17 protein-coding genes and 2 pseudogenes are annotated in these 22,139 nt (G+C 64.3%); 6 read left to right on the top strand and 13 right to left on the bottom strand.

Annotated elements, in window-relative coordinates; genetic code table 11:
- Positions 1-2: 2 nt before the first annotated feature.
- The 7 genes from HB778_RS16565 to HB778_RS16535 form a co-directional block, all read right to left on the bottom strand.
- Positions 3-1,070: a substrate-binding domain-containing protein gene (locus HB778_RS16565; protein WP_095203077.1), complete on the bottom strand. Its 1,068-nt coding sequence runs from the start codon at positions 1,068-1,070 to the stop codon at positions 3-5.
- A 163-nt stretch (positions 1,071-1,233) separates the two neighbouring features.
- Positions 1,234-2,298 carry a sugar ABC transporter substrate-binding protein gene (locus HB778_RS16560; RefSeq protein WP_183464791.1) on the bottom strand — a complete coding sequence of 355 codons (1,065 nt, stop codon included), beginning with the start codon at positions 2,296-2,298 and terminating at the stop codon, positions 1,234-1,236.
- 291 nt (positions 2,299-2,589) lie between these two features.
- Positions 2,590-3,354: a GntR family transcriptional regulator gene (locus HB778_RS16555; RefSeq protein ID WP_183464790.1), complete on the bottom strand. Its 765-nt coding sequence runs from the start codon at positions 3,352-3,354 to the stop codon at positions 2,590-2,592.
- A gap of 82 nt (positions 3,355-3,436) precedes the next feature.
- Positions 3,437-4,159, bottom strand: a complete 723-nt coding sequence (locus HB778_RS16550; protein WP_183464789.1) for an E3 binding domain-containing protein — start codon at positions 4,157-4,159, stop codon at positions 3,437-3,439.
- Entirely contained in the window at positions 4,156-5,166 is a 1,011-nt protein-coding gene (locus tag HB778_RS16545; protein ID WP_183464788.1) for a C-terminal binding protein, read from the bottom strand. Before HB778_RS16545 ends, HB778_RS16550 begins: the two co-directional genes overlap by 4 nt.
- Before the next feature lie 88 nt (positions 5,167-5,254).
- Entirely contained in the window at positions 5,255-7,642 is a 2,388-nt protein-coding gene (locus HB778_RS16540) for a thiamine pyrophosphate-dependent enzyme (RefSeq protein WP_244661937.1), read from the bottom strand.
- Between the two features lie 138 nt (positions 7,643-7,780).
- On the bottom strand, positions 7,781-9,001 hold the full coding sequence (locus tag HB778_RS16535; protein WP_183464786.1) for a mandelate racemase/muconate lactonizing enzyme family protein: 1,221 nt from the start codon (positions 8,999-9,001) through the stop codon (positions 7,781-7,783).
- Positions 9,002-9,119: 118 nt separating this feature from the next.
- On the opposite strand from HB778_RS16535, the gene HB778_RS16530 reads away from it, so the two are divergent.
- The 4 genes and pseudogenes from HB778_RS16530 (at position 9,120) to HB778_RS16515 (ending at position 12,942) form a co-directional block, all read left to right on the top strand.
- Positions 9,120-9,914, top strand: coding sequence for an SDR family NAD(P)-dependent oxidoreductase (locus HB778_RS16530; RefSeq protein ID WP_183464785.1), 795 nt, complete (start codon positions 9,120-9,122; stop codon positions 9,912-9,914).
- Positions 9,915-9,918: 4 nt separating this feature from the next.
- On the top strand, positions 9,919-10,767 hold the full coding sequence (locus HB778_RS16525; protein WP_183464784.1) for a transketolase: 849 nt from the start codon (positions 9,919-9,921) through the stop codon (positions 10,765-10,767).
- A pseudogene (locus HB778_RS16520) lies at positions 10,764-11,752 on the top strand (transketolase family protein). Before HB778_RS16525 ends, HB778_RS16520 begins: the two are co-directional and overlap by 4 nt.
- An 8-nt stretch (positions 11,753-11,760) precedes the next feature.
- Positions 11,761-12,942, top strand: coding sequence for a mandelate racemase/muconate lactonizing enzyme family protein (locus HB778_RS16515; protein ID WP_183464783.1), 1,182 nt, complete (start codon positions 11,761-11,763; stop codon positions 12,940-12,942).
- Here HB778_RS16515 and HB778_RS16510 read toward each other — a convergent pair whose 3' ends face one another.
- The 6 genes from HB778_RS16510 to HB778_RS16485 all read right to left on the bottom strand — a co-directional run bounded on the left by HB778_RS16510 (position 12,943) and on the right by HB778_RS16485 (position 19,285).
- Complete coding sequence (locus tag HB778_RS16510; protein WP_244661934.1) at positions 12,943-13,974, bottom strand: LacI family DNA-binding transcriptional regulator; 1,032 nt, start codon at positions 13,972-13,974, stop codon at positions 12,943-12,945.
- A gap of 130 nt (positions 13,975-14,104) precedes the next feature.
- Complete coding sequence (locus HB778_RS16505) at positions 14,105-14,695, bottom strand: SDR family NAD(P)-dependent oxidoreductase (protein ID WP_244661933.1); 591 nt, start codon at positions 14,693-14,695, stop codon at positions 14,105-14,107.
- On the bottom strand, positions 14,692-15,471 hold the full coding sequence (locus tag HB778_RS16500; protein WP_183464782.1) for an SDR family NAD(P)-dependent oxidoreductase: 780 nt from the start codon (positions 15,469-15,471) through the stop codon (positions 14,692-14,694). The genes HB778_RS16505 and HB778_RS16500 overlap by 4 nt, the downstream gene beginning before the upstream one ends.
- Positions 15,472-15,555: 84 nt before the next feature.
- Entirely contained in the window at positions 15,556-16,551 is a 996-nt protein-coding gene (locus HB778_RS16495; protein WP_095203065.1) for an ABC transporter permease, read from the bottom strand.
- Between the two features lie 60 nt (positions 16,552-16,611).
- Positions 16,612-18,150, bottom strand: coding sequence for a sugar ABC transporter ATP-binding protein (locus tag HB778_RS16490; RefSeq protein WP_183465115.1), 1,539 nt, complete (start codon positions 18,148-18,150; stop codon positions 16,612-16,614).
- A 172-nt stretch (positions 18,151-18,322) separates the two neighbouring features.
- Positions 18,323-19,285 (bottom strand): sugar-binding protein, encoded by a 963-nt coding sequence (locus tag HB778_RS16485; RefSeq protein WP_095203064.1) that lies wholly within the window; start codon positions 19,283-19,285, stop codon positions 18,323-18,325.
- Positions 19,286-19,891: 606 nt separating this feature from the next.
- On the opposite strand from HB778_RS16485, the gene HB778_RS16480 reads away from it, so the two are divergent.
- Together HB778_RS16480 and HB778_RS16475 are read left to right on the top strand one after the other, a co-directional pair.
- Positions 19,892-20,995, top strand: a complete 1,104-nt coding sequence (locus HB778_RS16480) for a LacI family DNA-binding transcriptional regulator (protein WP_183464781.1) — start codon at positions 19,892-19,894, stop codon at positions 20,993-20,995.
- A gap of 49 nt (positions 20,996-21,044) precedes the next feature.
- A pseudogene (locus HB778_RS16475) lies at positions 21,045-21,824 on the top strand (tyrosine-type recombinase/integrase); the annotation flags it as partial.
- Positions 21,825-22,139 lie beyond the last annotated feature (315 nt).

Here is a 22,139-nt window from a genome sequence, read left to right as displayed (position 1 = left end):
TGTTACTTGGTACCGGCGGCTTCCGCAGCGGTGATCTCGACCCAGTCGGGCGTGATCGGCAGCGTCAGGCCGGGCGCCTGATCGGGGAAGGCATTTTCGCCGATCGCGATCTTGATCATCTTGGTGCCCGGATAAAGCTTGGACTCGAAGGGGTCGGTGGTGACGAAATCGCCCTTGACCGAGACGGAACGCTCGGCTGGCTTCTTGCCGGTGTCGAGAATGTCGACCGCCAGCTTGATCGCTTCCGAGGAGAGATAGGCCGGGTTGGAGCCAAGGATGCACTTGGCGCCTTGCGTCTGCGCGCAGGTCACGGCGGCGACATTGTAGGAGAAGCCGACGACCGGGACGATCGGCCGGCCGGCATCCTTCAGCGCCTGGATGGCGCCCGAACCATAGCCTTGCGTCATGATGCCGTCGATCTTCGGATTGGCCGCCAACAGTGCCGCCACGCCGGACTGCTCCGGCCCGAGCGCATAGTTGCCGTTGTAGTAGCCGACGACCTTGATGTCGGGATATTTGGCCAGAACCTTCTCATAGCCCCCTTGCAGCTGCGCCGAGATCGGCGCACCGGCGAGGCCGCGGTCGAGGATGATGTTGCCCTTGCCGCCAAGCTGCGTGGCCATCCACTCGGCCATGACGGAAGGGATGCGGTCCCAGTCGGAAGCGACGGCATAGGCGCAGGGTTCGGTCACCACCTGGTCGAAGCTGATGACGACGATGCCGGCGTCGCAGGCCTTCTTGATGGTCGGGTTCAAGGCCGAGTCCGAGCCGGCATCGACGAGGATGGCATCCGGCTTCTGGCGGATGATGTTGTTCAGCGAGTTGATCTGCGCCTGGACGGTGTTCTCGACATTCTCGATCTTGAGGTCGACGCGGCCCTTCAGCGGCCCTTTGTTGACCGAGACGGTGGCGACACGCTCCATCTGCTGGCGCCAGTCGTTGCCGACGAAATTGTTCGAGAGATAGATGGTGTAGGGCTTCTTGTCCTCGGCGCGGCTCGGCGCTGTGCCGACGGCGATTGCGGAGATGGCAAGCGCTGCCAATCCGGCGCAAACTGTCTTCAGTTTCATGATCTCTCCTCCTTGGTGTTTCCTGCATCGGCCGGTGACGGACTTCGCCATCTTGGTGGGCGTTGCGTGTGAATGATACCGGTACCAATAGGCCTTGTCAATTTGAGCCGAGGCGCATTGGAAAGGCCTGGAGCGACCCTTTCGCCGCCGCCGGCAGACATCGTCATTTCGAGCCGGCGGCCTCGGCCGGGGTGATTTCGACCCAATCCGGGCTAACCGGAAGAAACAGGCCCGGTGCCATCTCCGGAAAGGCATTCTTGCCGACCTCGATCTTCTGCATGGTCGCATCGGGATACAATTCCGACGGGACCGGATCGGTGGTGAGGAAGGCATTGCGCAGCAATATCTTCTTCTCCGCCGGCTTCTTTCCGTCGAGGATCTCCACCGCGAGTTTCAAGGCCTCGGCCGATAGATAGGCAGGGTTGGGTGCAAGGATGCACTGGGCGCCCTGGGTCTGAACGCAGCTCGTTGTCGTCAGGTTGAAAGGACTGCCGGTGATGGGAACGATCGGACGCCCGGCGTCCTGCAGCGCCTTGATCGCTCCAGCGCCGTAGCCCTGGACGAAGATGGCGTCGACTTGCGGGTGCGCCGCCAGCAGGCTGGCGACGCCGGCCTGTTCCGGCCCCAGCGCATAGTCGCCGTTGAAATAGCCGACCACTTCAATGCCGGGATATTTCTTGATGACTTCCTCGAAACCACCCTGCAGCTGGGAGGAGATCGGCGCGCCGGCAAGCCCGCGGTCGACGAGGATCTTGCCCTTGCCGCCGAGCTTCTTGACCAGCCACTCGGCCTCGACGCGGGGCGCCCGGCCCCAGTCGGACTCCATCGTGTAGGCGCAGGGCGCGCTGACGATCTGATCGAAGGCGATGATCAAAATGCCGGCATCGCAAGCCTTCTGAATCGTCGGGTTGAGGGCTTCGCCGGAGCCCGCGTCGATGACGATGGCGTCGGGCCTGTTGCGAATGATGTTGTTGAGGGAATTGATCTGCGCCTGGACCGTGGTCTCGACCACCTCGACCTTGAGGTCGACGCGACCGGCAAGCGGCGGCTTCTTGACCGCGATGTCGGCGCTGCGCAGCATCTGCTGGCGCCAATCATTGCCGACGAAATTGTTTGAGAGATAGATGGTATAGGGCTTCTTGTCCCGTGCGTTGGCCGGCACGGCATCGATCGACAGCCAAGCCGCCGCGACCACCGCAAGCCCGGCGAAAAATGCGCCTGCTCTCATGATTTCCTCCTCCCGTGTTTGGTGTCGGCCGCGCGAACGCCGCCGCCCTTCAGGTGCCTTCCAGGCACACCCCCTATCGACAGACCTTGTTCCCGTGCATGCCCCGGAGCCGCAGCGCATCCTGGGTGACATGCACCAGGCAAATGCTCAGCGTCGGATGAGGCTTCGCATCCACGTTGGATCGTGGTCCTCCGCGCAGCCTTCATCCTAGCTATGATGCTATTATAATTTTATAAGGCTGTCCATGGCCGAGACCCGGAAAACGGCGGACGCCAACGCCGACGACCGGGTTCAGGCCAAGTCGTTCGGCGCGTCGTAGCTGATGCTGAAGAGGTCGGCCGGATGACGCGCGATGGTGAACTCGATGCTCTGCTGGTCGGCCGACTGATAGAGCATCTCCACACTCAGGACCGCACTGCCAAGCGCGATGCCGAGGTCTTCGGCGATGGCCTCGTCGGCGATCTCGGCACGCACCGTGATATGCGCCACGTCGAGCCGCAGGCCGAGATGCCGTTGCACCGAACGAAAGATCAGCACGTCGGAAAAGTCGTCTCGCTTCAGCCTGGCTCCGACAGAAGGCGGGAAGTAGCTTGTGATCTGAGCCTTCTTCTGCTCGCCCACCGACAGGATACCGCGCAGGCAATAGCCCGCCTCGTCCTTGCCCATGCCGAAATGGCGCTGGAGCACGGGCGAAACCTCCTTGCGGTAGGATTTGACCGTCAGCTCAGCGTCCTTGGTGAAGGCCGCCATGTCGGCGAAGTTCTTGAACTTCCAGCTCAGATTGACCGAGGGGCTGCGCGCCGCGACCACGGCCGGCTTGGCCGAACGTTTGCGGATCAGGCCGTCGGCCTCAAGATCACGCAGCGCCTGGCGCACGGTGATCAGGCTGACGCCGAAATGCTCGGCGATGGTCGCTTCCTTCGGCAGTTCGCCGCCGACAGGGAAGGTGCCATTGCCAATCGGCTCGCGCAGAATGTCGGCGAGCTGGCGGTAAAGCGGGCCGTTGGCGCGGCCAAGTGTGCGCTTGGGAAGACTGTCTATGGTGGGATGGTCCATGGGCCTCGTCACGCCTGTGTCGAAGCTTTTATAATAGCTTACTGCGCAAGAGGCTAGGCAAGGGTGTAGACGATCAACCGTCTCAGACGAAGAGCCGAAGCGGCTGTTCGATCGCCGATTTCAGGGTCGCCAGCCACCCGGCAGCGGCGGCCTCATCAACGCTTGCCGCATCCACCGTCAGCAGGCATTCGGCATGGTCGCCTGGCGTGTCGAGCGAAACGGTCAGGCGCATGGCACGCCGCGGTAGAAGCGGCATCATCATCGGCCGGATGTCGCTCGCCGGCAGCAGCCGCAGGGACAGCACCGCTGGGGTTTCCGTATCATCACGGCTGTCGGCCCACGCCGCAAGCCGCATCGCTCGCACCGATGTCAGGGACATTTCGGGAACCACCGTGAACACGGCTTGCCGGCCCGCCAGTTCCAGCGCCACGGAAGTGCCACCGAACCTGGCTGCCTCCGGCATCTCGGCAAATGCTCGACCGGCAGCGCGCAGCAGCACGTCGTCGACAGCGAACACATGTCCCGAACTCTCGAGCGCCGCCAGCAGGTCTTGCAGCGCACCGAGGGCGACAGACGTGGCAAAGGCGGCGATCCGGGGCGCGGCCGGGGAAAGCGTGGCTACGAGGGCGACTGCATCAGGCGAAACAATCGGCGCGGCAGCCGGAACGAAGGCCTGTACATCGGCAGCCAGGATACGCCCGCCAGGGCCGCTGCCGCGAAGTGCCTCGAGCGGCAGGCTCCGCTCGCGCGCCAGGCGACGCGCATAGGGCGAAACTGCGAGCCGCGGTGTCTGCGCCATGTTCATTTTAGGAACTCGGAATTGACGCAGTTCGTCAGCCGTCCCTCGACGAGATAGGCATGCACCACCTCGATTGATTTCAGCCTGAGGTCGCGCATCGATGCCGGGCTGTAGAAGGCGGCGTGCGGGGTGACGATCAGGCGATTGGCGATCCACGACTCGTGGCGGCGCCATGCCGCCAGCAGCGCATGATCGAGATCGCCGGGTTCGTTCGGCAGCACGTCCAATCCGGCGCCGGCGACCGTGCCTTCGCGCATCGCCACTTCGAGCGCATCGAGGTCGACGATCGGGCCGCGCGCGGTGTTGATCAGAACAAGGCCTGGCTTGGCGGCAGCGAAGGCGGCGGCGCCGAGCAGCTTGCGGGTTTCCTCGCTCAGCGGTGTGTGGACGCTGACGACATCCGCCCGCCCCATCAATTCATCCAGCGAATGGACACGCTCATAGCCGGTCGATAGATCAACGCCGGACAGAAGATGCGGATCATAGAACACCACCTTCATGTCGAAGGCAGCGGCTCGGCGCGCGGTGGCCAGCCCGATGCGGCCGAGCCCGACAATCCCGAAAATGGCGCCCTTGTGCCTGCGCACCAACGGCGCTTTCGAAAAATGCCAGCCTTCGGCGCCATGGCCCGAAAGCTCCGCGCCATAGGCCGAGGTGCCGCGCGTCAATGCCAGCATCAGGCCGATGGCATGATCGGCGACCTCGGTGGTGCCATAGTCGGGCACGTTGCAGGCCGGTATCTTGCGCGCGCCCCAGCCTGCCGTATCGATGTTGTCGAAGCCGACGCCGGAGCGCACCGCGATCCGCGCCTTGGGGAACGCAGTCGGAGCGGCCGCGACATTGTGGGTGGGCGAATAGTTGATGACGGCATCGACGGTCTCGCAGATGGCCGGATCGAGTGCCGCGGCCCTGTCGTTGGTCGAGCGGGCGAGGATGAATTCGATGTCGGGATAATGCTGTCGCTCGAGTTCGGCCTCGTCGGCGGCTTGCCAGTTGGCGCACAGGATCTTCATGCCAGTCCTTTGGATTTCACGTGTAACGGTCTTATTGGTTGACCATGATCTCGTCCGAAAACCGGATTCCACTTTTCGGGATCATGGTCTATTTCTTGATGCCGCCGATGCGGCCGCCCATCGGCACCACAGCGCCGACCGGCTGATCGATGGCGCTGAGTGTCCCGCTGACCGGCGCCTCGATCTCGACCACGGCCTTGTCGGTCTCGATCTCGGCGATCAGCTCGCCCTGCTTGACCGGATCGCCGATCGCCTTCAGCCATTTGACGACCGTGCCTTCGCTGACGGTGAGATCGCCGAAGGGCATCGTGATCGGCTCGTCGTCGCCGGCAGGGGGCGCCTGGGTCGGTGCGGCCGGCACCGCTTTGGCTGGAACAGGCGCAGCTTTAGCCGGCGCAGCACTCTTCAGACCAACCGTATACCAATGGTCCGGCACCGGCGGCTGGCCTGCGATGACGTCGCGCACGCCTTGGGCGATGCGCGCGCTGTTGACCAGCATGGCGCGCTCCAGCACTGGCGCGAAGGGATGCGAGGTCGGCGCGGTGTGCAGTCGTCCGGGCGGCGCATCGAGTTCGTCGAAGGCGAGTTCGTTGATGGCCTGGGCGATCTCGCCACCCAGACCGCACATTGCCCAGGCTTCGTCGACGACGAGCAAGCGATGGGTTTTCCTGACGCTGGCGACGATGGTGTCGATGTCGAGCGGCATGATGGTACGCGGATCGATCACTTCCGCCTCGATGCCTTCGGCGGCGAGCGCTTCCGCAGCCTCCAGCGCACGCTGCACCATCTGACCGGCGGCAACGATGGTGATGGCGGTGCCGGCTCGCGCAATGCGCGCCACGCCGAACGGGACGAAATGCTCGCCGACCGGCACTTCGCCCTTGGACGCGAACAGTGCCTTTGGTTCCAGCATGATGACGGGGTCGCCGGCCCTGAGCGCGGTCTTCATCAGGCCCTTGGCGTCGGCCGGGGTCGACGGCACGCAGACGATGAGGCCCGGCATATGGGCAAAGACCGGATGATAGATGCCGCTGTGATGCGGGCCGGAGCTGCGCAACGCGCCGGCGCCGACACGCACCACCATCGGCGCGCTCATCAGGCCGCTGGTCATGTAGCGCAGCTTGGCCGCCTGCAGGAAAATCTGGCCGGCGGTCTCGAAGGCAAAGTCGGCGAACATCAGGTCCGAAACGGTGCGCGCACCCGTGGCCGAGGCGCCAACGGCGGCGGCGGTAAAGCCCTGTTCGGAGATCGGCGTGTCGACCATGCGCGCGGCGCCGAATTCCTGCCAGAGGTTTTTGGTGTGCGCGAAACTGCCGCCGCGCTCGCCGGTACCCTCGCCGAAATAGAGGATCGCCGGATTGGCGCGCATCTCCTCGGCGATGCCGTCGCGCACCGCCTCGAGCCAGCCTTGCGTGCGCGTCTCGCCGATGGCGCGCGGCTGCAACGCGGCCGGCGGATTGATTGGATCGGCGAAGACATGCAGGCGCACCGTCGCCGGCTCGGGCTCGGGCGAATTGCGGGCGAAGGCCAGCGCCTCCTCGACCACCTTCTCGATCCGCGCCTCTATCGCCGCCAGCGCCTCGGCGTCGGCGATGCCGTACTCCTCGATCAGTTTCTTGCGGAACATGTCGATGGGATCGCGCTTGATCCAGGCGTCGAGCTCCTCCTGCGTCCGGTAGGTGCCGATGACCGGATCGCCTTCGTGGTGGCCGACGGTGCGGTAGGTCTTGGCCTCGATTAGCGTCGGACCCTTGCCGGAACGGGCACGTTCGGTGGCTTCCTTCATCGCCAGCCAGACGGCGAAGACATCGTTGCCGTCCACCGCGACCCCGGGCATGCCGTAGGACGCAGCCTTGGTGGCGATCTCCGGGTTCAGCGTGATGGACTTGAGCGGCGTAGCGGTGGCGTAGAGGTTGTTCTCGCAGATGAACACCGCCGGCGCCCGCTGCACGGCGGCGAAGTTGAGCGCCTCATGGAAGCCGCCATGGTTGGCGGCGCCGTCGCCGAAGAAGGCGACGCCGATATCGTCGCGGCCCTGCTGGCGGGCGCTCATGCCGATGCCGACGGCATGGCCGATGCCGGCGGCGACGATGCCGTTGGTGCCGAACAGACCGACCGAGCGGTCGTAGAGATGCATGGTGCCGCCACGGCCGCCGCAAATGCCGTCAACCTTGCCGAACAGTTCGGCCATCACCCGGCCGGGATTGGCACCCTTGGCCAAAGCATGGCCGTGGCCGCGATGGGTCGAGGTGACCCAGTCGGTTGGCCTGAGATGCGCGCAGACGCCGACGCCGGTCGCCTCCTCGCCGATATAGAGATGCAGGAAGCCTGGTGTTTCGCCCTTGCGACAGGCGATCTGGGCGATGCTTTCGAAGCGGCGCAACAGCACCATGCGCTCGAACAGGTCGAGCAGAACCTGCTTGTCGGGCAGGTTTGGAGCGCCCTTGAAATCGTCGCGTGTGCGCGCCGCAGACATTGCCACCAAAGCCTCCCTGAATGCGTCCGACACCGGGCGGCAAAGCGCCGGCGGCGAGCTTGTTGGCCGCTCGCTTCGGCGTATCATAGATTATAATAGCATAATGTCTATCGGCTCCGAACGGAGCCGCGCGCGAGGCTAGATTTTAGTGATCCGCACGGTCGCGTCGGGCCGCTGGAACAGCTCCGGCCGCAGGCTGAGACCCAATCCTGGACCTTCGAGCGGTGCGACATGGCCATCCTTGACCGGCGGAATGTCGGCGACGATCTCGGTGTACCAGCCGGTGAAATAGGCGCGCACCGCTTCCTGGTAGTTGACGTTCGGCAAGGTGGTCGACAGCGCGCAGCTGGCGGCATAGACGATCGGCCCGGTGCAGTCATGCAGAGTGACCGGCAGTTCACTGGCCTCGGCCATGTTGGCGATCTTGCGCGCCTCGGAGAGGCCGCCGCACCAGGCGAGGTCGATCATGATCACGCTGGCCGCGCGCTTGTCGATCAACTGCTTGAACATCTGCCGCGAGGCGAGCCGCTCGCTGGCCGCGATCGGGATCGAGGTGTGGCGGGCCAGCTCGGCCATGGCGTCGAGCTCATTGTAGCGGATCGGCTCCTCCAGCCAGGCGACGTCGTAGGCTTTCAACGCATCGGCGATGCGCAGCACCGGCGGCAAGGTCCACAGCCCATGCAGCTCGACCATGATTTCCATGTCGCGGCCGACAGCGTCGCGGATTTTCTGGAACGGCTCCAGCGCCTTGTCGAGATCGGCAAGTGAGATACGGGTGCCGTTCGACGCCTCGGCGGCAATGTCGAACGGCCAGATCTTCATTGCGCCCATGCCTTCTGATTTCAGGCTCCTGGCGAGATCGCCGGCATTGTAGCGCCAGGCGAGCAGGTCCTCATACGGACCCTCGTTGGAATCGCCAGCCTTGAGCGACCAGTCCTCGCCGCGCTCGAACAGCGCGTTCTTTTGTGTCGCACGGACATGTTTGTAGCCGGCGCACGTGTTGTAGATCGGCACGGCCTTGTGCGTGCGTCCGCCGAGCAGCCGCCAGACCGGCTCGCCAAGCGCCTGGCCATAGATATCCCACAACGCGATGTTGACGGCGGAATTGCCGCGCACCTCGGCACCGGAATCGCGGGCGCCGACATAGACACTGCCCAGCGTGCGATCATGCAACTCGATGTCGCGCGGATCCTTGCCCAGGAGATAGGCGGCGACATTGTCGTGGATGTAGGCGGCAACCGGCCCCGGCGCCCAGAACGTTTCGCCGGTGCCGATGAGGCCGGCATCGGTGTGGACGCGCAGCCAGAACAGGAAGGGGAATTCCGCCAGCTGCAGCGTTTCGAGCGCGACGACTTTCATCTTTTTCTCCCCATTGCGGCGGACCGTGCGGTCGACAGGACAATAGCACATCGGCGTTGACAGCCATTTATGGTACCGGTATCAATCCCGTCAAGATGGCCACCGGGAGGGTGCTCGCTTGCCTGCCGAAAATCAAAATACAACGCCAAGGCGAGCCCTGGTCACCGGTGCCGCCGGCGGCCTCGGCCGCGAGGTGGCGATCCAGCTGGCCCGGCGCGGCTGTGCCGTCGCGATCACCGACATCAATGGCGAGGGGCTGGCCGACACTGCCCGACAGATCAAGGAAACCGGTGCGGAAACCGAAATCATAACAGGCGATTTCACGCTGGAGGGCGCGCCGGAGGCGGCGGTGGAAAGCGTGATCACGCGCTGGGGCGGCATCGACATCCTCGTCAACAATGCCGGCTATGGCGTGATCGAGCCGTTCCTCGACGCCACCTACAAGGCCTGGACGCGCACGCTGGCGCTCAATGTCACCGCGCTTGCCATGGCCTGCAAGGCGGCGGGACGGGTGATGCGCGAGCAGCGTTCGGGGCGCATCATCAACATCACCTCACCGGGCTCGCGCATGGCGCTGCCCGATTACACCGCCTACACGGCAAGCAAGGCCGGCGTCGATTCCATCACCCGCGCCGCCGCCGTGGCGCTGGCGCCCTATGGCGTGCTGGTCAACAGCCTGGCGCCCGGCATGATGGACACCGAAATGCAGCGTTCGACCGAGGTCGATCTCGCCCGCGCCAATGGCCGCAACGATCTGCAGGCCTTCCTCGACGAGCGCACCCGCCGCATCCCGCTCGGCCGCCGCGCCGAGATTTCCGAGGTGGCCGAGGCCGTCGTCTGGCTCTGTCTCGATTCGCCCCAATACATGACCGCCGAGCGGCTCAACATGTCGGGTGGGCTCGACAAGGACTGATCATATGCTGCGAAATTCCCCTCCCGGCACCGCCGATATCGGCGCGCTCGAACGCAAGGCAACGCAATTGCGCCGGCACATGCTGACCATGGCGCGCGGTCAGGGCCAGGGCTATATCGGCCAGGGCCTCGGCATCGCCGATGCGCTGGCAGCATTGTACTTCCACGAACTGCGCTACGACCCGCACAATCCGGATTGGCCCGACCGCGACCGCTTCCTGCTCTCGACCGGGCACTATTCGATCGCGCTCTGGGCAGCACTGGCGGAAGCCGGCATCATCCCGGTCGAGGAACTTGCCACCTACGGCGCGGATAACAGCCGGCTGGAAATGTCGACGCTCGACACCACGCCCGGCGTCGAGGTCATCGGCGGTTCGCTGGGCCATGGCCTGGGGCAAGGCGTCGGCCAGGCGCTGGGCCTGCGTATCGACAAATCCGATGCGCGCGTTTTCGTCGAACTGTCCGATGGCGAAATGCAGGAAGGCTCTACCTGGGAGGCGGCGATGTCGGCCAGTCATTTCAGGCTCGACGGGCTGGTGGCGCTGATCGACTGCAACGGCATCCAGGCCGATGGGCCCATGGTGCTCGACATGGAGCCGGTGGCCGACAAGTGGCGCGCCTTCGGCTGGCAAACATCGGAGATCGACGGCAACGACATGAAGGCGGTGGTCGGTGCGCTGGCCGATGCGCGCGAAGGCAACGGCAAGCCGAAAGCGATCATGCTGCGCACACTGCCCGGCAAAGGCGTGCCGCGCATCGAAACCTCTGAGAAATCGCACTTCTTCCGCATCGACGTGGCGCAATGGGACGGCATCATCGCCGAGTTCGAACAGAGTACAGGAGCAGCCCAATGAGCGGCGCTGCGATGGAGGCCGGACGCACGCTGGCCATGGGCCAGGACGAAGCCGTTGGCGGCGGACGGCAAAGCGTGGAGGCGCCGTTCGGCAAGGCTTTGGCGCGGCTTGGCCAGAGCCGTCCCGACATTGTCGGGCTGACCGCCGATCTCGGCAAATACACCGACATCTTGCCGTTCGGCGACGCTTTCCCGGACCGCTTCTTCAATGTCGGCATGGCCGAGCAAAATCTGGTCGCCGTCGCCGCCGGGCTGGCGCGCACCGGCAAGGTGCCGTTCGCCACCACCTATGGCGTGTTCGCGACGCGGCGGGCCTATGATTTCGTCGCCATCGCGCTTGCCCACTCCAACCTCGACGTCAAGATCGTCGCCGGCCTGCCGGGGCTGACGACCGGCTATGGCGGCACGCACCAGGCGATCGAGGATCTGGCGCTGATGCGCATGATCCCCGACCTGACCATCATCGACCCTTGCGACGCGACGGAGATCGAGGCGGCCACCGAGGCGATCGCCGCGTATCGCGGACCGGTCTATATGCGGCTGCTGCGCGGTTCCGTGCCTGTGGTATTTGAAGCCGGCTATCGTTTCGAGATCGGCAAGGCGCGGCAGCTTCGTAACGGTTCCGATGTCGGTATCATCGCGACCGGCTTCATGACCGAGCGGGCGCTGGACGCGGCGGACGCGTTGCGCAAAAAGGCATCTCCGCCGGTCTATTGCACGTGCCGACCATAAAACCGTTCGACGCCGAAGCCGTGGCCGCGTTCGCAGCCGGCTTCAGCCATATCGTCACGGTTGAGAACCATGTCGTGGTTGGCGGCTTGGCGAGCCTGGTCGTCGAGACCTTGTTCGATGCCGGCATTGCGAAGAAGGTAACGCGCATCGGCCTGCCCGACCGCTACATCGAATGCGGTGCGGTGCCGACCTTGCAAGCGAAGTATGGCCTGACCACCGAGGCCGTCATCGCGACGATCGCCGCACTGAGTTAGGGTTCCGCATGAAGATCATCGAAATCGAGACCTTCGCCGTCGGCGCCGGCTGGAAGAACTGGCTGTTCGTCAAGGTCCACAGCGACAGCGGCATCCATGGCATCGGCGAAGGCACGCTGAACGGCTTCATCAAGACCACGGAAGCCGGCGTGCATGAGCTCAAGCATCTTGCCATCGGCCAGGATCCGCGCCGCATCAATGCGCTGGCCAAGCGCATGCTGGACAGTGTGTCGCTCGACGGCGGCCATATCCACCGCACGGTGATCGCGGCGATCGAGGTCGCCTGCTGGGACATTCTGGGCAAGAGCCTCGGCGTGCCAATCCACCAGTTGCTCGGCGGCCAGGTACGCGACAGCGTGCTCGGCTACGCCAATGGCTGGTATCGCACCGAGCGCACGCCGGAGGCCTTTCTCGAAGCCGCCAAAGCGGTGCTGGCCAAAGGCTTCAAGGCGTTCAAGCTTGACCCGTTCGGCACCGCGCAAGGTTTCATGTCGCGCGAGGACTTGGAGCTTTCCTACGCCATCTGTCGGACGCTGCGGGATCGCCTGCCCAAGGACACGCGGATCCTGATCGACGTGCATGCCCGCTTCACCGAGATCGCGGCACTGCAGGCGGCCCAAAAGTTCGCCGATCTCGATATCTACTGGTGGGAGGAGCCAACCTCGCGCGACCGGCAGGAGACGGTGCATGAAGTGGCGCACCGCTCGCCGATCCCGGTTGCGACCGGTGAGATGTACGATACCGTCGGTCAATTCTACACACTGGCCGCCGGCGGTGGCGTCAACATCTTCCAGCCCGAACCGATGTCGCTCGGCGGCATCGCGCCGTCGATGCAGGTGGCCAATCTGGCGTTCGCGCATGGCAGCCATATCGCGCCGCACCAGAGTGGCGGACCGGTGGCGACGGCGGTGTGCCTGCAGCTGGCCGCGGCGGTGCCGAACTTCCTCATCCAGGAACATTTCGACGCCTTCAACGACCCGTGGACGCGCGAGCTGGTGACCTGGCATCCAACGGTCGATGCGAAGAACGGCCATCTGTCGCTGCCTGACGCGCCGGGGCTCGGCATCGATCTCAACATCGAGGCGCTCAAGGACCACCCTTACGATCCCAACGCCTATCTCAACGTCCATGCGGAAGGTTGGGAGAAGCGGCTGGGTCGACGAGAAGAAGCAGGGAAGAAGACGTCCTGATCACGCGCTTTCGCGGTCGACGATCTCGAAGCCGAGGCTGGTGATGGTCGGCACCTTGGTGTCGCCGCCGAGCCTTGCCAGCAATTGCCGCACGGCGCGCCGCCCCATCTCGTAGCGGTTGACCTTGACCGTTGTCAGGGGCGGATAGAGTTGGGCTGCCAGATCCATATCGCCATAGCCGGCGATGGCGATCCTGCCCGGCACCGCCCAGCGCCGGCGGTGGCACTCCTGCACGGCACCGACGGCCAGCGTGTCGCTGGAAAAGAATATGGCATCGATATCCCTATGCCGGGAGGTCAGCGTCACCAGCGCCTCGGCGCCGCCTTGCGCGGTGATCGGCACTTCGACCTCCATGTCGGCATGGTTCTTGATGCCGAGTTCGGTGAGTGCCGCATGATAGCCGGTGCGGCGCTGCTGCAGGCGGTCATTGCCGTGGATCGGCGTCGAGACGAAGCCGATGCGCTGGTAGCCCTTGGCGGCGAGATGCATGGTCATGGCGTAGGCGGTCTCGAAGTTGGAGACGCCGACCACCATGTCGATCGGCTTGCGGCCCTTGATTTCCGATATTTCGACCACCGGCGCGCCGCTGCTCTTCAGAAGCGCCCGTGCCGTCTCACTTTGCACGAAGCTCTGCAGGATCATGCCGACCGGGCGCCAGCCGAGCAGGTTGCGGATCGATTTCTCCTCGGCCTCCTGCGTGAACTCGCCTTGCACCAGAAGCATCGAATAGCCGCTCTCGTGGCATTCGTCGGACATGCCTTGCACCTGTTCGGCAATGCCCGAATTGATCAGCGGCGGCACCACCGTGCCGATCATGCGGCCGTTGCCGCGCATGCTGGAGGCCAGCCGGTTGGGTACGAAGCCGGCCTGCTCGATGGCCTCGAGCACCTTGGCGCGCGTCTCCGGCGAGACCATGTCGGGATTGGACAGCGCGCGCGACACCGTCATCGGCGCGACGCCGACACGCTTGGCGATCTCGCGGACGCCAAGGCGCTGCCGCTTCTTCTCGCCCGCCGGCGGTCTGTCGGTCATCACCATGCTCCAAGAAAGCGCGATCCCGCAAGGCAATGTCGCGCGGATCACGCCGTAAACGTCCATTCATAGCTGGTGTGGCGGACGGTTTCCAGCGACGGACCCGGCGGGGATGCCGGGCATCAACGGTTCAGAAATTACGCCCATAGCCTGCCGTCCATCCACCGTCGACGCTGAGCATCTGGCCCGTCGTGTAAGTGTTGAGCGGATCGCAGAAGAACAGCACGGCCGCAACCGCTTCCTCGATGCAGCCGGCGCGGCCGACTGGCGTGTGGCTGAGCATCGCCTTGTCGCCTGATACCATGGTTTCGTCCTCGACCGCGCCGAAGCCGACGGCATTGACCAGCACCCTTGGCCCGAACTCCATGGCCAGCGTGCGCATGCCGGCCAGAATCGCGGCGTTCTCCATGGAAAAGCGGGGATGGCGGCGCATCGGCATGCCGGCGGTGGCCGAGATCAGGAAGACGATGCGCCCGCCGCCGCGCTCGGCCATGGCCAGGGCCGCCCTGCGCGCATCGGAATACTCGTGGCGGGGATCCTGCACCGTCGTTCCCGGGCGCAGCGGATTGGACATCAGCAGGATGTCGGCGACTTCAGCTGCTTCGACAAATGTACTGCCATTGGCACGCAGCGCGGCGAGCACAGCGTCGACGATCGGGTTGGTCTCGCCATCGAGAGCCACCGTGGCGCCGTTAAGATCGATTTCCATCGCGTCGCTCACATCATGTATCCCGCCGTCCAGCCGCCATCGACGGCCAGCACCTGGCCGTTGACGTAGCTGGCGGCCGGCGAGGCCAGGAACAGCACCGCCTCGGCGATCTCCCGGGGCTCGGCAGGCCTGCCGAGCGGCACATGGGCCAAAAACTCCTGCGTGCGGCCGGCGAACTTGCCGTCGTCGCCGTAAAACAGCTTGGCGGTCAGCGCCGTCATCACCGAACCCGGGGCGACGGCGTTGGTCAAGATGCCCAGGGCGCCAAGTTCAATCGCCATCGACCGTGTCAGATGGATGATGCCGGCCTTGGCGGCGACGAACGGGCTTTGCAGGCGCATGGCGGCAAGGCCGACGACCGAGGCGATGTTGACGATGCGCCCGCCTTTGCCGGCGGCGAGCATGGGCTTCAGTGCCGCGCGGCTCATAATGTAGAGGCCGTCGAGATCGATGCCGGTGATGCGGTCCCATTCCTCGGCCGGGAATTCGTCCAAGGTCACGCGGTGGGCCAGCGTGTTGACGCCGGCATTGTTGATCAGGATGTCGAGGCGGCCATAGCGCTGCATGATCGCGGCGATGGCGCTGTCGACCGAGGCGGCGTCACGGATGTCCGTGGCGCAGGCCATGGCATCGGTCAAGCCGGCCGCCACCTGGATTGCGCCCTCGCCGTTGATGTCGGCGACGACGACCGCGGCACCATTGTCGGAGAGGCGCGTGGCAATGGAACTGCCGATGGTGCCCGCGGCCCCGGTGACCAGCGCTACCTTGCCTCGCAAATCGCAGCGCATGTTCCGTCCGCCCCCGAACTAGTTCGGGTTATGCTATTATAATATTCTCCAGGCGCGGACAAGCAATTGCGCCGGAGCAGGTCGTTATTCCGCTGGGGCACCGGCGACGTTCTTGCGGGCTGCATCGATCATCAGACGCCGAGCCCGGAACACGCCCCATTGCTGATCGACCAGCACGCCAATGAGGATGACGCCGCCCATCACCGCGAAGTTGAGGGAGGACGGGATGCCGAGCAGATTGACGAGGTTCTGCAGCTCCTGCAGCAGCACGGTGCCGAGGATAACGCCGATCAGCGAGCCCTCGCCGCCGCGCAGCGAAAAGCCGCCGAGCACGGCGGCGGCAATGGCGTAGAGTTCATAGAACTGGCCGTGGCTGGCCGGTGAAATCGAGCGCGTGTACATGGCGAAATAGATCGCCGACAGCGCCGTCAGCACGCCGCAGATGACATAGGCGGCCATGACGATACGGCCGGTGCGGATGCCGGAATATTTCGCCGCCTCCTCATTCTTGCCGATGGCGTAGAGATAGCGGCCGAACACCGACCGGTGCAGCACCACCCACATGACGATGGCGATGACGATCAGCGCGATGAAACTGTTCGGCACGCCATAGGACCGGCCCGCCGTCAGGAATTCGAGCTCGGGAAAATTCTGGCCGAAGGCGAAGCCTGCGGTGCCGTCGGCGGTGTAGAAGCGCGCCACGCCGCGATAGATCAGCAGGCCGCACAAGGTCACCACGAAGGGCTGCAGTTTCAGCCGCGTGATCAGCCAGCCATGCACCAGGCCGATGATGGCGCCCAGCGCGATGATCAGCACGAAGGCCAGCGGCCAGTCGAGTTCGCGCACGGCGATGAAGTCGATGAACAACGTTCCCAGCAGCGCAACCACAGAGCCGACCGACAGTTCGATGCCGCCGGTGATGATGACGAAGGCCTGGCCGATCGACAGGATGCCGAACAGGCCGATCAGGTTCGAGGTGTTGGCGAGGTTGATCGGCAGCAGGAAGCGCGGATTGATGATCGCAACGATGGCCCCGACCACCAGGATCAGGATCAACAGGCCGAGATCTTTCTTGCTCATCGTCTTCTCCCCAATGCCTGCCTGAGCAGGTTGCGCGGTCTCGCGACCCCGGCGCAAAAACTATTTCGGCTGCTTGCCCACCGCCAAGAGCAGTACGTTTTCCTGGCTGAACCGGTCCTTGTCGAGAATGCCCGAGATCTGGCCCTCATGCATGACGGCTATGCGGTCGGACACGCCGATCACCTCCTCCATGTCGCTGGAAATCATCAGCACGGCGACGCCGGCATCGGCCAGAGCGCGCATCAGCCCGTAGATTTCCGCCTTGGCGCCGATGTCGATGCCGCGCGTCGGCTCGTCGAGGATCATCACCTTCGGGTTCATGGCCAGCCACTTGCCGAGCACGACCTTCTGCTGGTTGCCGCCCGACAGCGTGCCGGTGCGCGTCTGCACCGAAGGCGCCTTGATGCCGAGATCCTTCTTCTGCTTCTCGGCGGTTGCCGTTTCAGCGCTTGCGGAGACCAGAGAGCGCCTGGCATGCGCCGGCAGATTGGGCAGCGAAATGTTCTGGGCGATCGACAGGTCGAGCAGGATGCCGGTCAGCTTGCGGTCTTCCGGCACCAGGAAAATACCTTGCGCGACGGCATCGGCGGCCGAACCCAACACAAGCGTCTTGCCGTCCAGTTCGATCGTGCCGCCAAGGCTGCCGTCGATGCCGAAGAAGACGCGGGCCAGTTCGGTGCGGCCGGAACCGACCAGCCCGGCAAGGCCGAGGATTTCGCCGCGCCGGACGTCGAGATCGACAGGCCGGCTGGGGTAAGTGGGGGTGCGGACGGCCTTGGCTGCAAGGGCGACGGCGCCAGGTGCCCGCGCGGCCTCGGATGCTTTCTCGCGCTCCTTCAGCATGCGGCCGATCATCAGCTTGACCATCTGGTCATGGTGGATGTCGCGCTTGGCCAACGTGCCGGCCAGCATGCCATCGCGCAGCACGACGACGCGGTCGGCGACACGCTCGACCTCGTGCAGGCGGTGCGAGATGAAAATGACGCTGATGCCGTCGGCCTTCAGCGCCTTGATGACGTCGAGCAATTTGTCGGTCTCGGCGATCGGCAGGCTCGATGTCGGCTCGTCGAGGATGACCAGCCTTGCCTTGATCGACAGCGCCTTGGCGATCTCGACCATCTGCTGCTGGGCGAGCGACAAAGCGGCGACCTGTGTGTCGGCGGAGAAATTGGCACCGACGCGCTTCAAAAGCGGCGCCACCATCTCCCGCAGCTTCGCGCGGTCGACAAGCTTGAGCGGCCCGGCGCGCAGCGGCTCGCGGCCGAAGAAGATGTTGGCGGCGACGTCAAGGTTCTCGAACAGGTTGAGTTCCTGGTGGACGAAGGCGATGCCCGAGCCCAGGCTGCCTTCGACGCTCAAGCTGTTGTGGGCGGTGCCGTCGACGGTGATGGTGCCGGTGTCCGGCGTGGTGACGCCGCCAAGGATCTTCATCAGGGTCGACTTGCCGGCGCCATTCTCGCCGACGAGGCCGATGACCTCGCCCGGCCTGACCTCCATCGAAAAACCATCCAGCGCGACGACACCCGGATAGGTCTTGCGCACGTTCTCGAGGCTGAGGAACGGTGTGGTCGCTGCGATGGATGTGTCGGAATAGTTCATCATGCCTGACAGCAGTTAGCGGGCCAATCCCAAGGCATGATCTTTTCCGAAAACCGGTTCCCACTTTTCGGGATCATGCTTACGGCTTCCGGCAGACTGACGATCCTCGAAGGGTTCGTCAATGCGCGCAGCCGGCTCAAGCGGAGTTGAGCCGGCTGAACTGCCTGTGGTCTTACTTTCCGGCCATCGCCTTCAGATTGGCGGCATAGGCGTCGACGTCGTCCTTGCCGATGATCTTGGTCGGGATGATGATGAGGTTGCCGGCCGGGATGCCCGACTTGTCGCCCTTGAGATAGGCGGCCATCAGCTTCATGCCCTGATAGGCCCATTCGAAGGGCTGCTGCACGACGGTGGCGGCAATGGTGCCTTCCTTGACGCCGCCCAGCGTAATCGGATCGTCATCGAAACCGACAACCGTGATCGAGCCGAGCTTGCCGGCATCGCGCAGCGCTTCATAGATGCGCGGCGTGTTGTAGGAATAGAAGCCGACCATGCAGGTGACGTCGGGGCTGGCGACCAGCGCGTCCTCGACATTCTTCTTGGCGCGCGCCTGGTCGATATCGTCGCCGCGCACGTCGACCAGTTCGATCTTGGTGCCGGCCAGACCATCCTTCATGCCCTGGATGCGCTCCTTGGCATTGTCGGCGCCGAGCAGGCCGACGAAGCCGAGGCACTTGCCGCCGTTCGGCATCGCCTTCTTGGCGATTTCGGCCGCCTGCTTGCCGGCGTCGACATTGGACGAGCCGATATAGGCGACACGCTTGGTCTGCGGGGCGTCGCTGTCGGTGGTGAACAGCGCGGTTTCCGAGGCGATCTTGTTCAGGCCATCGGTCGAGGTCTTGGGATCGACGGCGGACACCATGATGCCCTTGACGCCGGCCGTCACCAGATCGTCCATCAGCCGCTGCTGGATGGCGACCGAGGATTGTTCCGGATATTTGAGCTCAAGCGTGTAGTCGGGCAGTTCGCCCTGCGCCTTCTTGACGCCGGCTTCGGCCGCTTTCCAGAAATCGGAAGCGCCATTGACGACGAAGGCCAGCGTCGGCTTGTCGTCGGCGCGCGCGATTGCCGTGGCCGACAGGCCAAGCAGCAACGCCGTGGCGGCTACGGATGCACTACGTATCAAGGATTTCATGTTCAACCTCCCTTTTTTGGTTCAGCCGTCGGGCTGACCCGTCTTGCTCACTAGAATTGCCTTGCTCACCTGAATTTGCTGTTTGCGGCTTGGACGCCCTCCTCCTCAGGGGTTCCCGGCACTCACAAGAATGGCGTCGTTCCAGCCACGGTCACGGACTTTAGAGACTCATCCCTCGTTCGTAAATAGTCCGATTTGTCTGACATATCACATATCTGCTATAAGGCTCGCGGAGGCAATATCCGCTCACCATCGGGCCATTCACGATCAGTCCCGCCGCCCCGGAACCCAATGGGCCGGACACGACGGATTGACGTTACAGCGCATCTTTGTATTAGTAAACAGTATTAGTTTTAAGCTGACATCCACGCACATCTTGGCGACACCGCTGACGATGTGACGACGACCCTACGCCTTGGCCGCACGGCAGCCTATACCTTGACATGCCTGCTTTCCCTGGACATCCGGAGCTTGATGATCGATGGACCACGCGGCGACTAATATATATAAACGACGCGACAGTTTCTATAAATCGATGCCATCGCGCCATCTTGTCGAGCCGGCAGGCTGCCGCTAGACAGGCTGGGGATTGGGGACACGAATGCCATGAGCGAGACGACGGATCCGGCCAGCGAGACGGCGAGGCGCCGCAAGGCGCCGGCCAAGCCCAAGGGGCGGGTCACCATGACCGACATCGCCCGGGCCGCCGGCTGTTCGCAGGCGACCGTGTCCTTCGTGCTCAACAATTCGCCAGGGATAAAGCTGTCGCAGCAGACCCGCGAGCGGGTGATCGAGGCCGCAAGGGCGCTGGGCTACAGCGCGCCCGCCTTCTCGGCGCTGCGCAAGCCGGTTGCCGCCTTTGACGGGCTGGACGGGGTGATCGGCTTTGCCGTCGACCAGCTGGCGACCAGCCCGGAGGCGGTGGTGGCGATCGAAGGCGCGCGCCAGGCCTCGTGGAATGCCGGCAACGTGCTGCTGGTGGCGCAGACCATGGGCGACGCCGTGATGGAGCCGCGCGCCATCCAGGCGCTGACAAGGCGGGGCATTTCGGCGCTGATCTACATGACCATCTTCACCCGCGAGATCACCGCGCCCGATTTCCTCTACAGCCTCGACATTCCGGTGATCCTGCTCAATTGCTACACGGCCGACTACGCCTTCCCCGCCGTGGTGCCCTCCGAAATCGCCGGCGGCCAGAGCTCGACAAGGCATCTGATCAGCCACGGCCACCGCCGCATCGCCACCATCACCGGCGAGCCGTGGATGCAGGCTGCCCAGGACCGGCTGAAAGGCTATCGCCGCGCGCTCGCGACCGCCGACATCCCGTTCGACCCGGAGCTGGTGGTCGAGGGCGACTGGTCGGCCAGCGCCGGCTATGCCGCGACGGTGAAGCTGCTGGCGCTAAAAGACCGCCCGACCGCCATCTTCTGCCAGAACGACCGCACCGCGATCGGCTGCTACGAGGCGCTGAAGGAAGCCGGCCTGCACATTCCGCAAGACATTTCGGTGGTCGGCTACGACGACGAGGAAATCGCCCGCCACCTCTTCCCACCGCTGACCACCTCGATCCTGCCGCATATGGCGATGGGCCAATGGGCGATCGAACAGCTCGAAGCGCCAACGGCGCCAGGGCAGGGACGCTACCCCATCACCAAGCTGGAATGCCCGCTGGTGGAGCGGGACAGTGTGCGGACGGTGGCGGGAGGCTGAGGCAAACCGGCTGAGCCATCCCGTTGCACGGGAGCGGCGGCATTTCTTTATAGGGCTCTTCGGCGGCATTCTCAGCTATGCGGTCGAACTCGGCATCATCGAGCAGAACCCCGTGCACGGCGTTCGCAAGCCGAAGGACAGGATAAACGCCCGCCGCCTCAGCGAGCAGGAGTATCGCACGCTCGGCAAAATTCTGCGGAAGGCAGTCGAGGACGGGAAATACGAGACCACGGCAGAAATCGTCCGGGTGATCGCCTTAACGGGATGCCGACGCAGCGAGGTCATCGGCCTACGTTACGGCGAGGTCGATATCGAGGGCAGTTGCCTGCGCCTGACCGACAGCAAGGAAGGAGCGTCGGTGCGCCCGATCGGTCTGCCGGTCCTGGAATACATCGAGGGTCGCCGCGACGAGGAACAGGGTGCTGAAGACTATGTCTTTCCCAGCTGGGAGGATGACACGCCCTTCGGAAGCTTCCCCAGGCACTGGACGAAGTTACTCGATAAGACTGACTTGGCCGGCATCACGCCCCATGTCCTGCGGCACAGCTTCGCCAGCATTGCCAATGACCTTGGGTTCACCGAGGCAACGATCGCCGCCTTGGTCGGTCACTCACGAGGGTCGGTGACGAGCCGCTACATCCACACCGTCGACACCGCGCTAATCATGGCGGCTGACAGCATCGCCGGCTACATTCAGGGGCTGCTGGATGGCGTCGCCTTCAGCCACACCTCCTATGCGCTCGATCGGGCTTCCAGGAAGTCGGCGCTTGCGCACTTCCTGGGACAGACGAACTCATCAGCGCGTGACGGACGCCACGCTGCCGCCTGACCAAGGGCGACTACCGTCCCGGCCGAAGGCAGCCAAGAACTCGAGCCGTCGAGTTGCAGCAACTCGACGGCGTCTGGTCGCGACGCGCGGGTGCCGCTAAGGTCTTGCCGAGCCTTCGTTTCTGGCGTGTGTTGGATATCACCCGACTGCTGCTTTCGGCCTGATCCGGTCTTTCTCACTGCGTCTGTTGAACGGCAGCTTTGCGCCCCTTTGCCAGGCGCTCGCCGTTTGGCGCGTCTTGCAGTGGATTCACTCAATGCGTTTCCGTTCGGGTTATATCGCCGTTAAGAGTGGGTCCCACGGTGCGATACCGGA

It is taken from the genome of Mesorhizobium huakuii (assembly GCF_014189455.1).
Taxonomy (GTDB): domain Bacteria; phylum Pseudomonadota; class Alphaproteobacteria; order Rhizobiales; family Rhizobiaceae; genus Mesorhizobium; species Mesorhizobium huakuii_A.
Note: the sequence above shows the minus strand (reverse complement) of the source record. Positions and strands in the feature narration are given on the sequence as shown.

Excerpts from the sequence above, each read along its gene's own strand:
- HB778_RS16565 (WP_095203077.1), bottom strand. The coding sequence starts at position 1,070 with ATGAAACTGAAGACAGTTTGCGCCGGATTGGCAGCGCTTGCCATCTCC.
- HB778_RS16560 (WP_183464791.1), bottom strand. The coding sequence starts at position 2,298 with ATGAGAGCAGGCGCATTTTTCGCCGGGCTTGCGGTGGTCGCGGCGGCT.
- HB778_RS16555 (WP_183464790.1), bottom strand. The coding sequence starts at position 3,354 with ATGGACCATCCCACCATAGACAGTCTTCCCAAGCGCACACTTGGCCGC.
- HB778_RS16550 (WP_183464789.1), bottom strand. The coding sequence starts at position 4,159 with ATGAACATGGCGCAGACACCGCGGCTCGCAGTTTCGCCCTATGCGCGT.
- HB778_RS16545 (WP_183464788.1), bottom strand. The coding sequence starts at position 5,166 with ATGAAGATCCTGTGCGCCAACTGGCAAGCCGCCGACGAGGCCGAACTC.
- HB778_RS16540 (WP_244661937.1), bottom strand. The coding sequence starts at position 7,642 with ATGTCTGCGGCGCGCACACGCGACGATTTCAAGGGCGCTCCAAACCTG.
- HB778_RS16535 (WP_183464786.1), bottom strand. The coding sequence starts at position 9,001 with ATGAAAGTCGTCGCGCTCGAAACGCTGCAGCTGGCGGAATTCCCCTTC.
- HB778_RS16525 (WP_183464784.1), top strand. The coding sequence starts at position 9,919 with ATGCTGCGAAATTCCCCTCCCGGCACCGCCGATATCGGCGCGCTCGAA.
- HB778_RS16515 (WP_183464783.1), top strand. The coding sequence starts at position 11,761 with ATGAAGATCATCGAAATCGAGACCTTCGCCGTCGGCGCCGGCTGGAAG.
- HB778_RS16510 (WP_244661934.1), bottom strand. The coding sequence starts at position 13,974 with ATGACCGACAGACCGCCGGCGGGCGAGAAGAAGCGGCAGCGCCTTGGC.
- HB778_RS16500 (WP_183464782.1), bottom strand. The coding sequence starts at position 15,471 with ATGCGCTGCGATTTGCGAGGCAAGGTAGCGCTGGTCACCGGGGCCGCG.
- HB778_RS16495 (WP_095203065.1), bottom strand. The coding sequence starts at position 16,551 with ATGAGCAAGAAAGATCTCGGCCTGTTGATCCTGATCCTGGTGGTCGGG.
- HB778_RS16490 (WP_183465115.1), bottom strand. The coding sequence starts at position 18,150 with ATGAACTATTCCGACACATCCATCGCAGCGACCACACCGTTCCTCAGC.
- HB778_RS16485 (WP_095203064.1), bottom strand. The coding sequence starts at position 19,285 with ATGAAATCCTTGATACGTAGTGCATCCGTAGCCGCCACGGCGTTGCTG.
- HB778_RS16480 (WP_183464781.1), top strand. The coding sequence starts at position 19,892 with ATGAGCGAGACGACGGATCCGGCCAGCGAGACGGCGAGGCGCCGCAAG.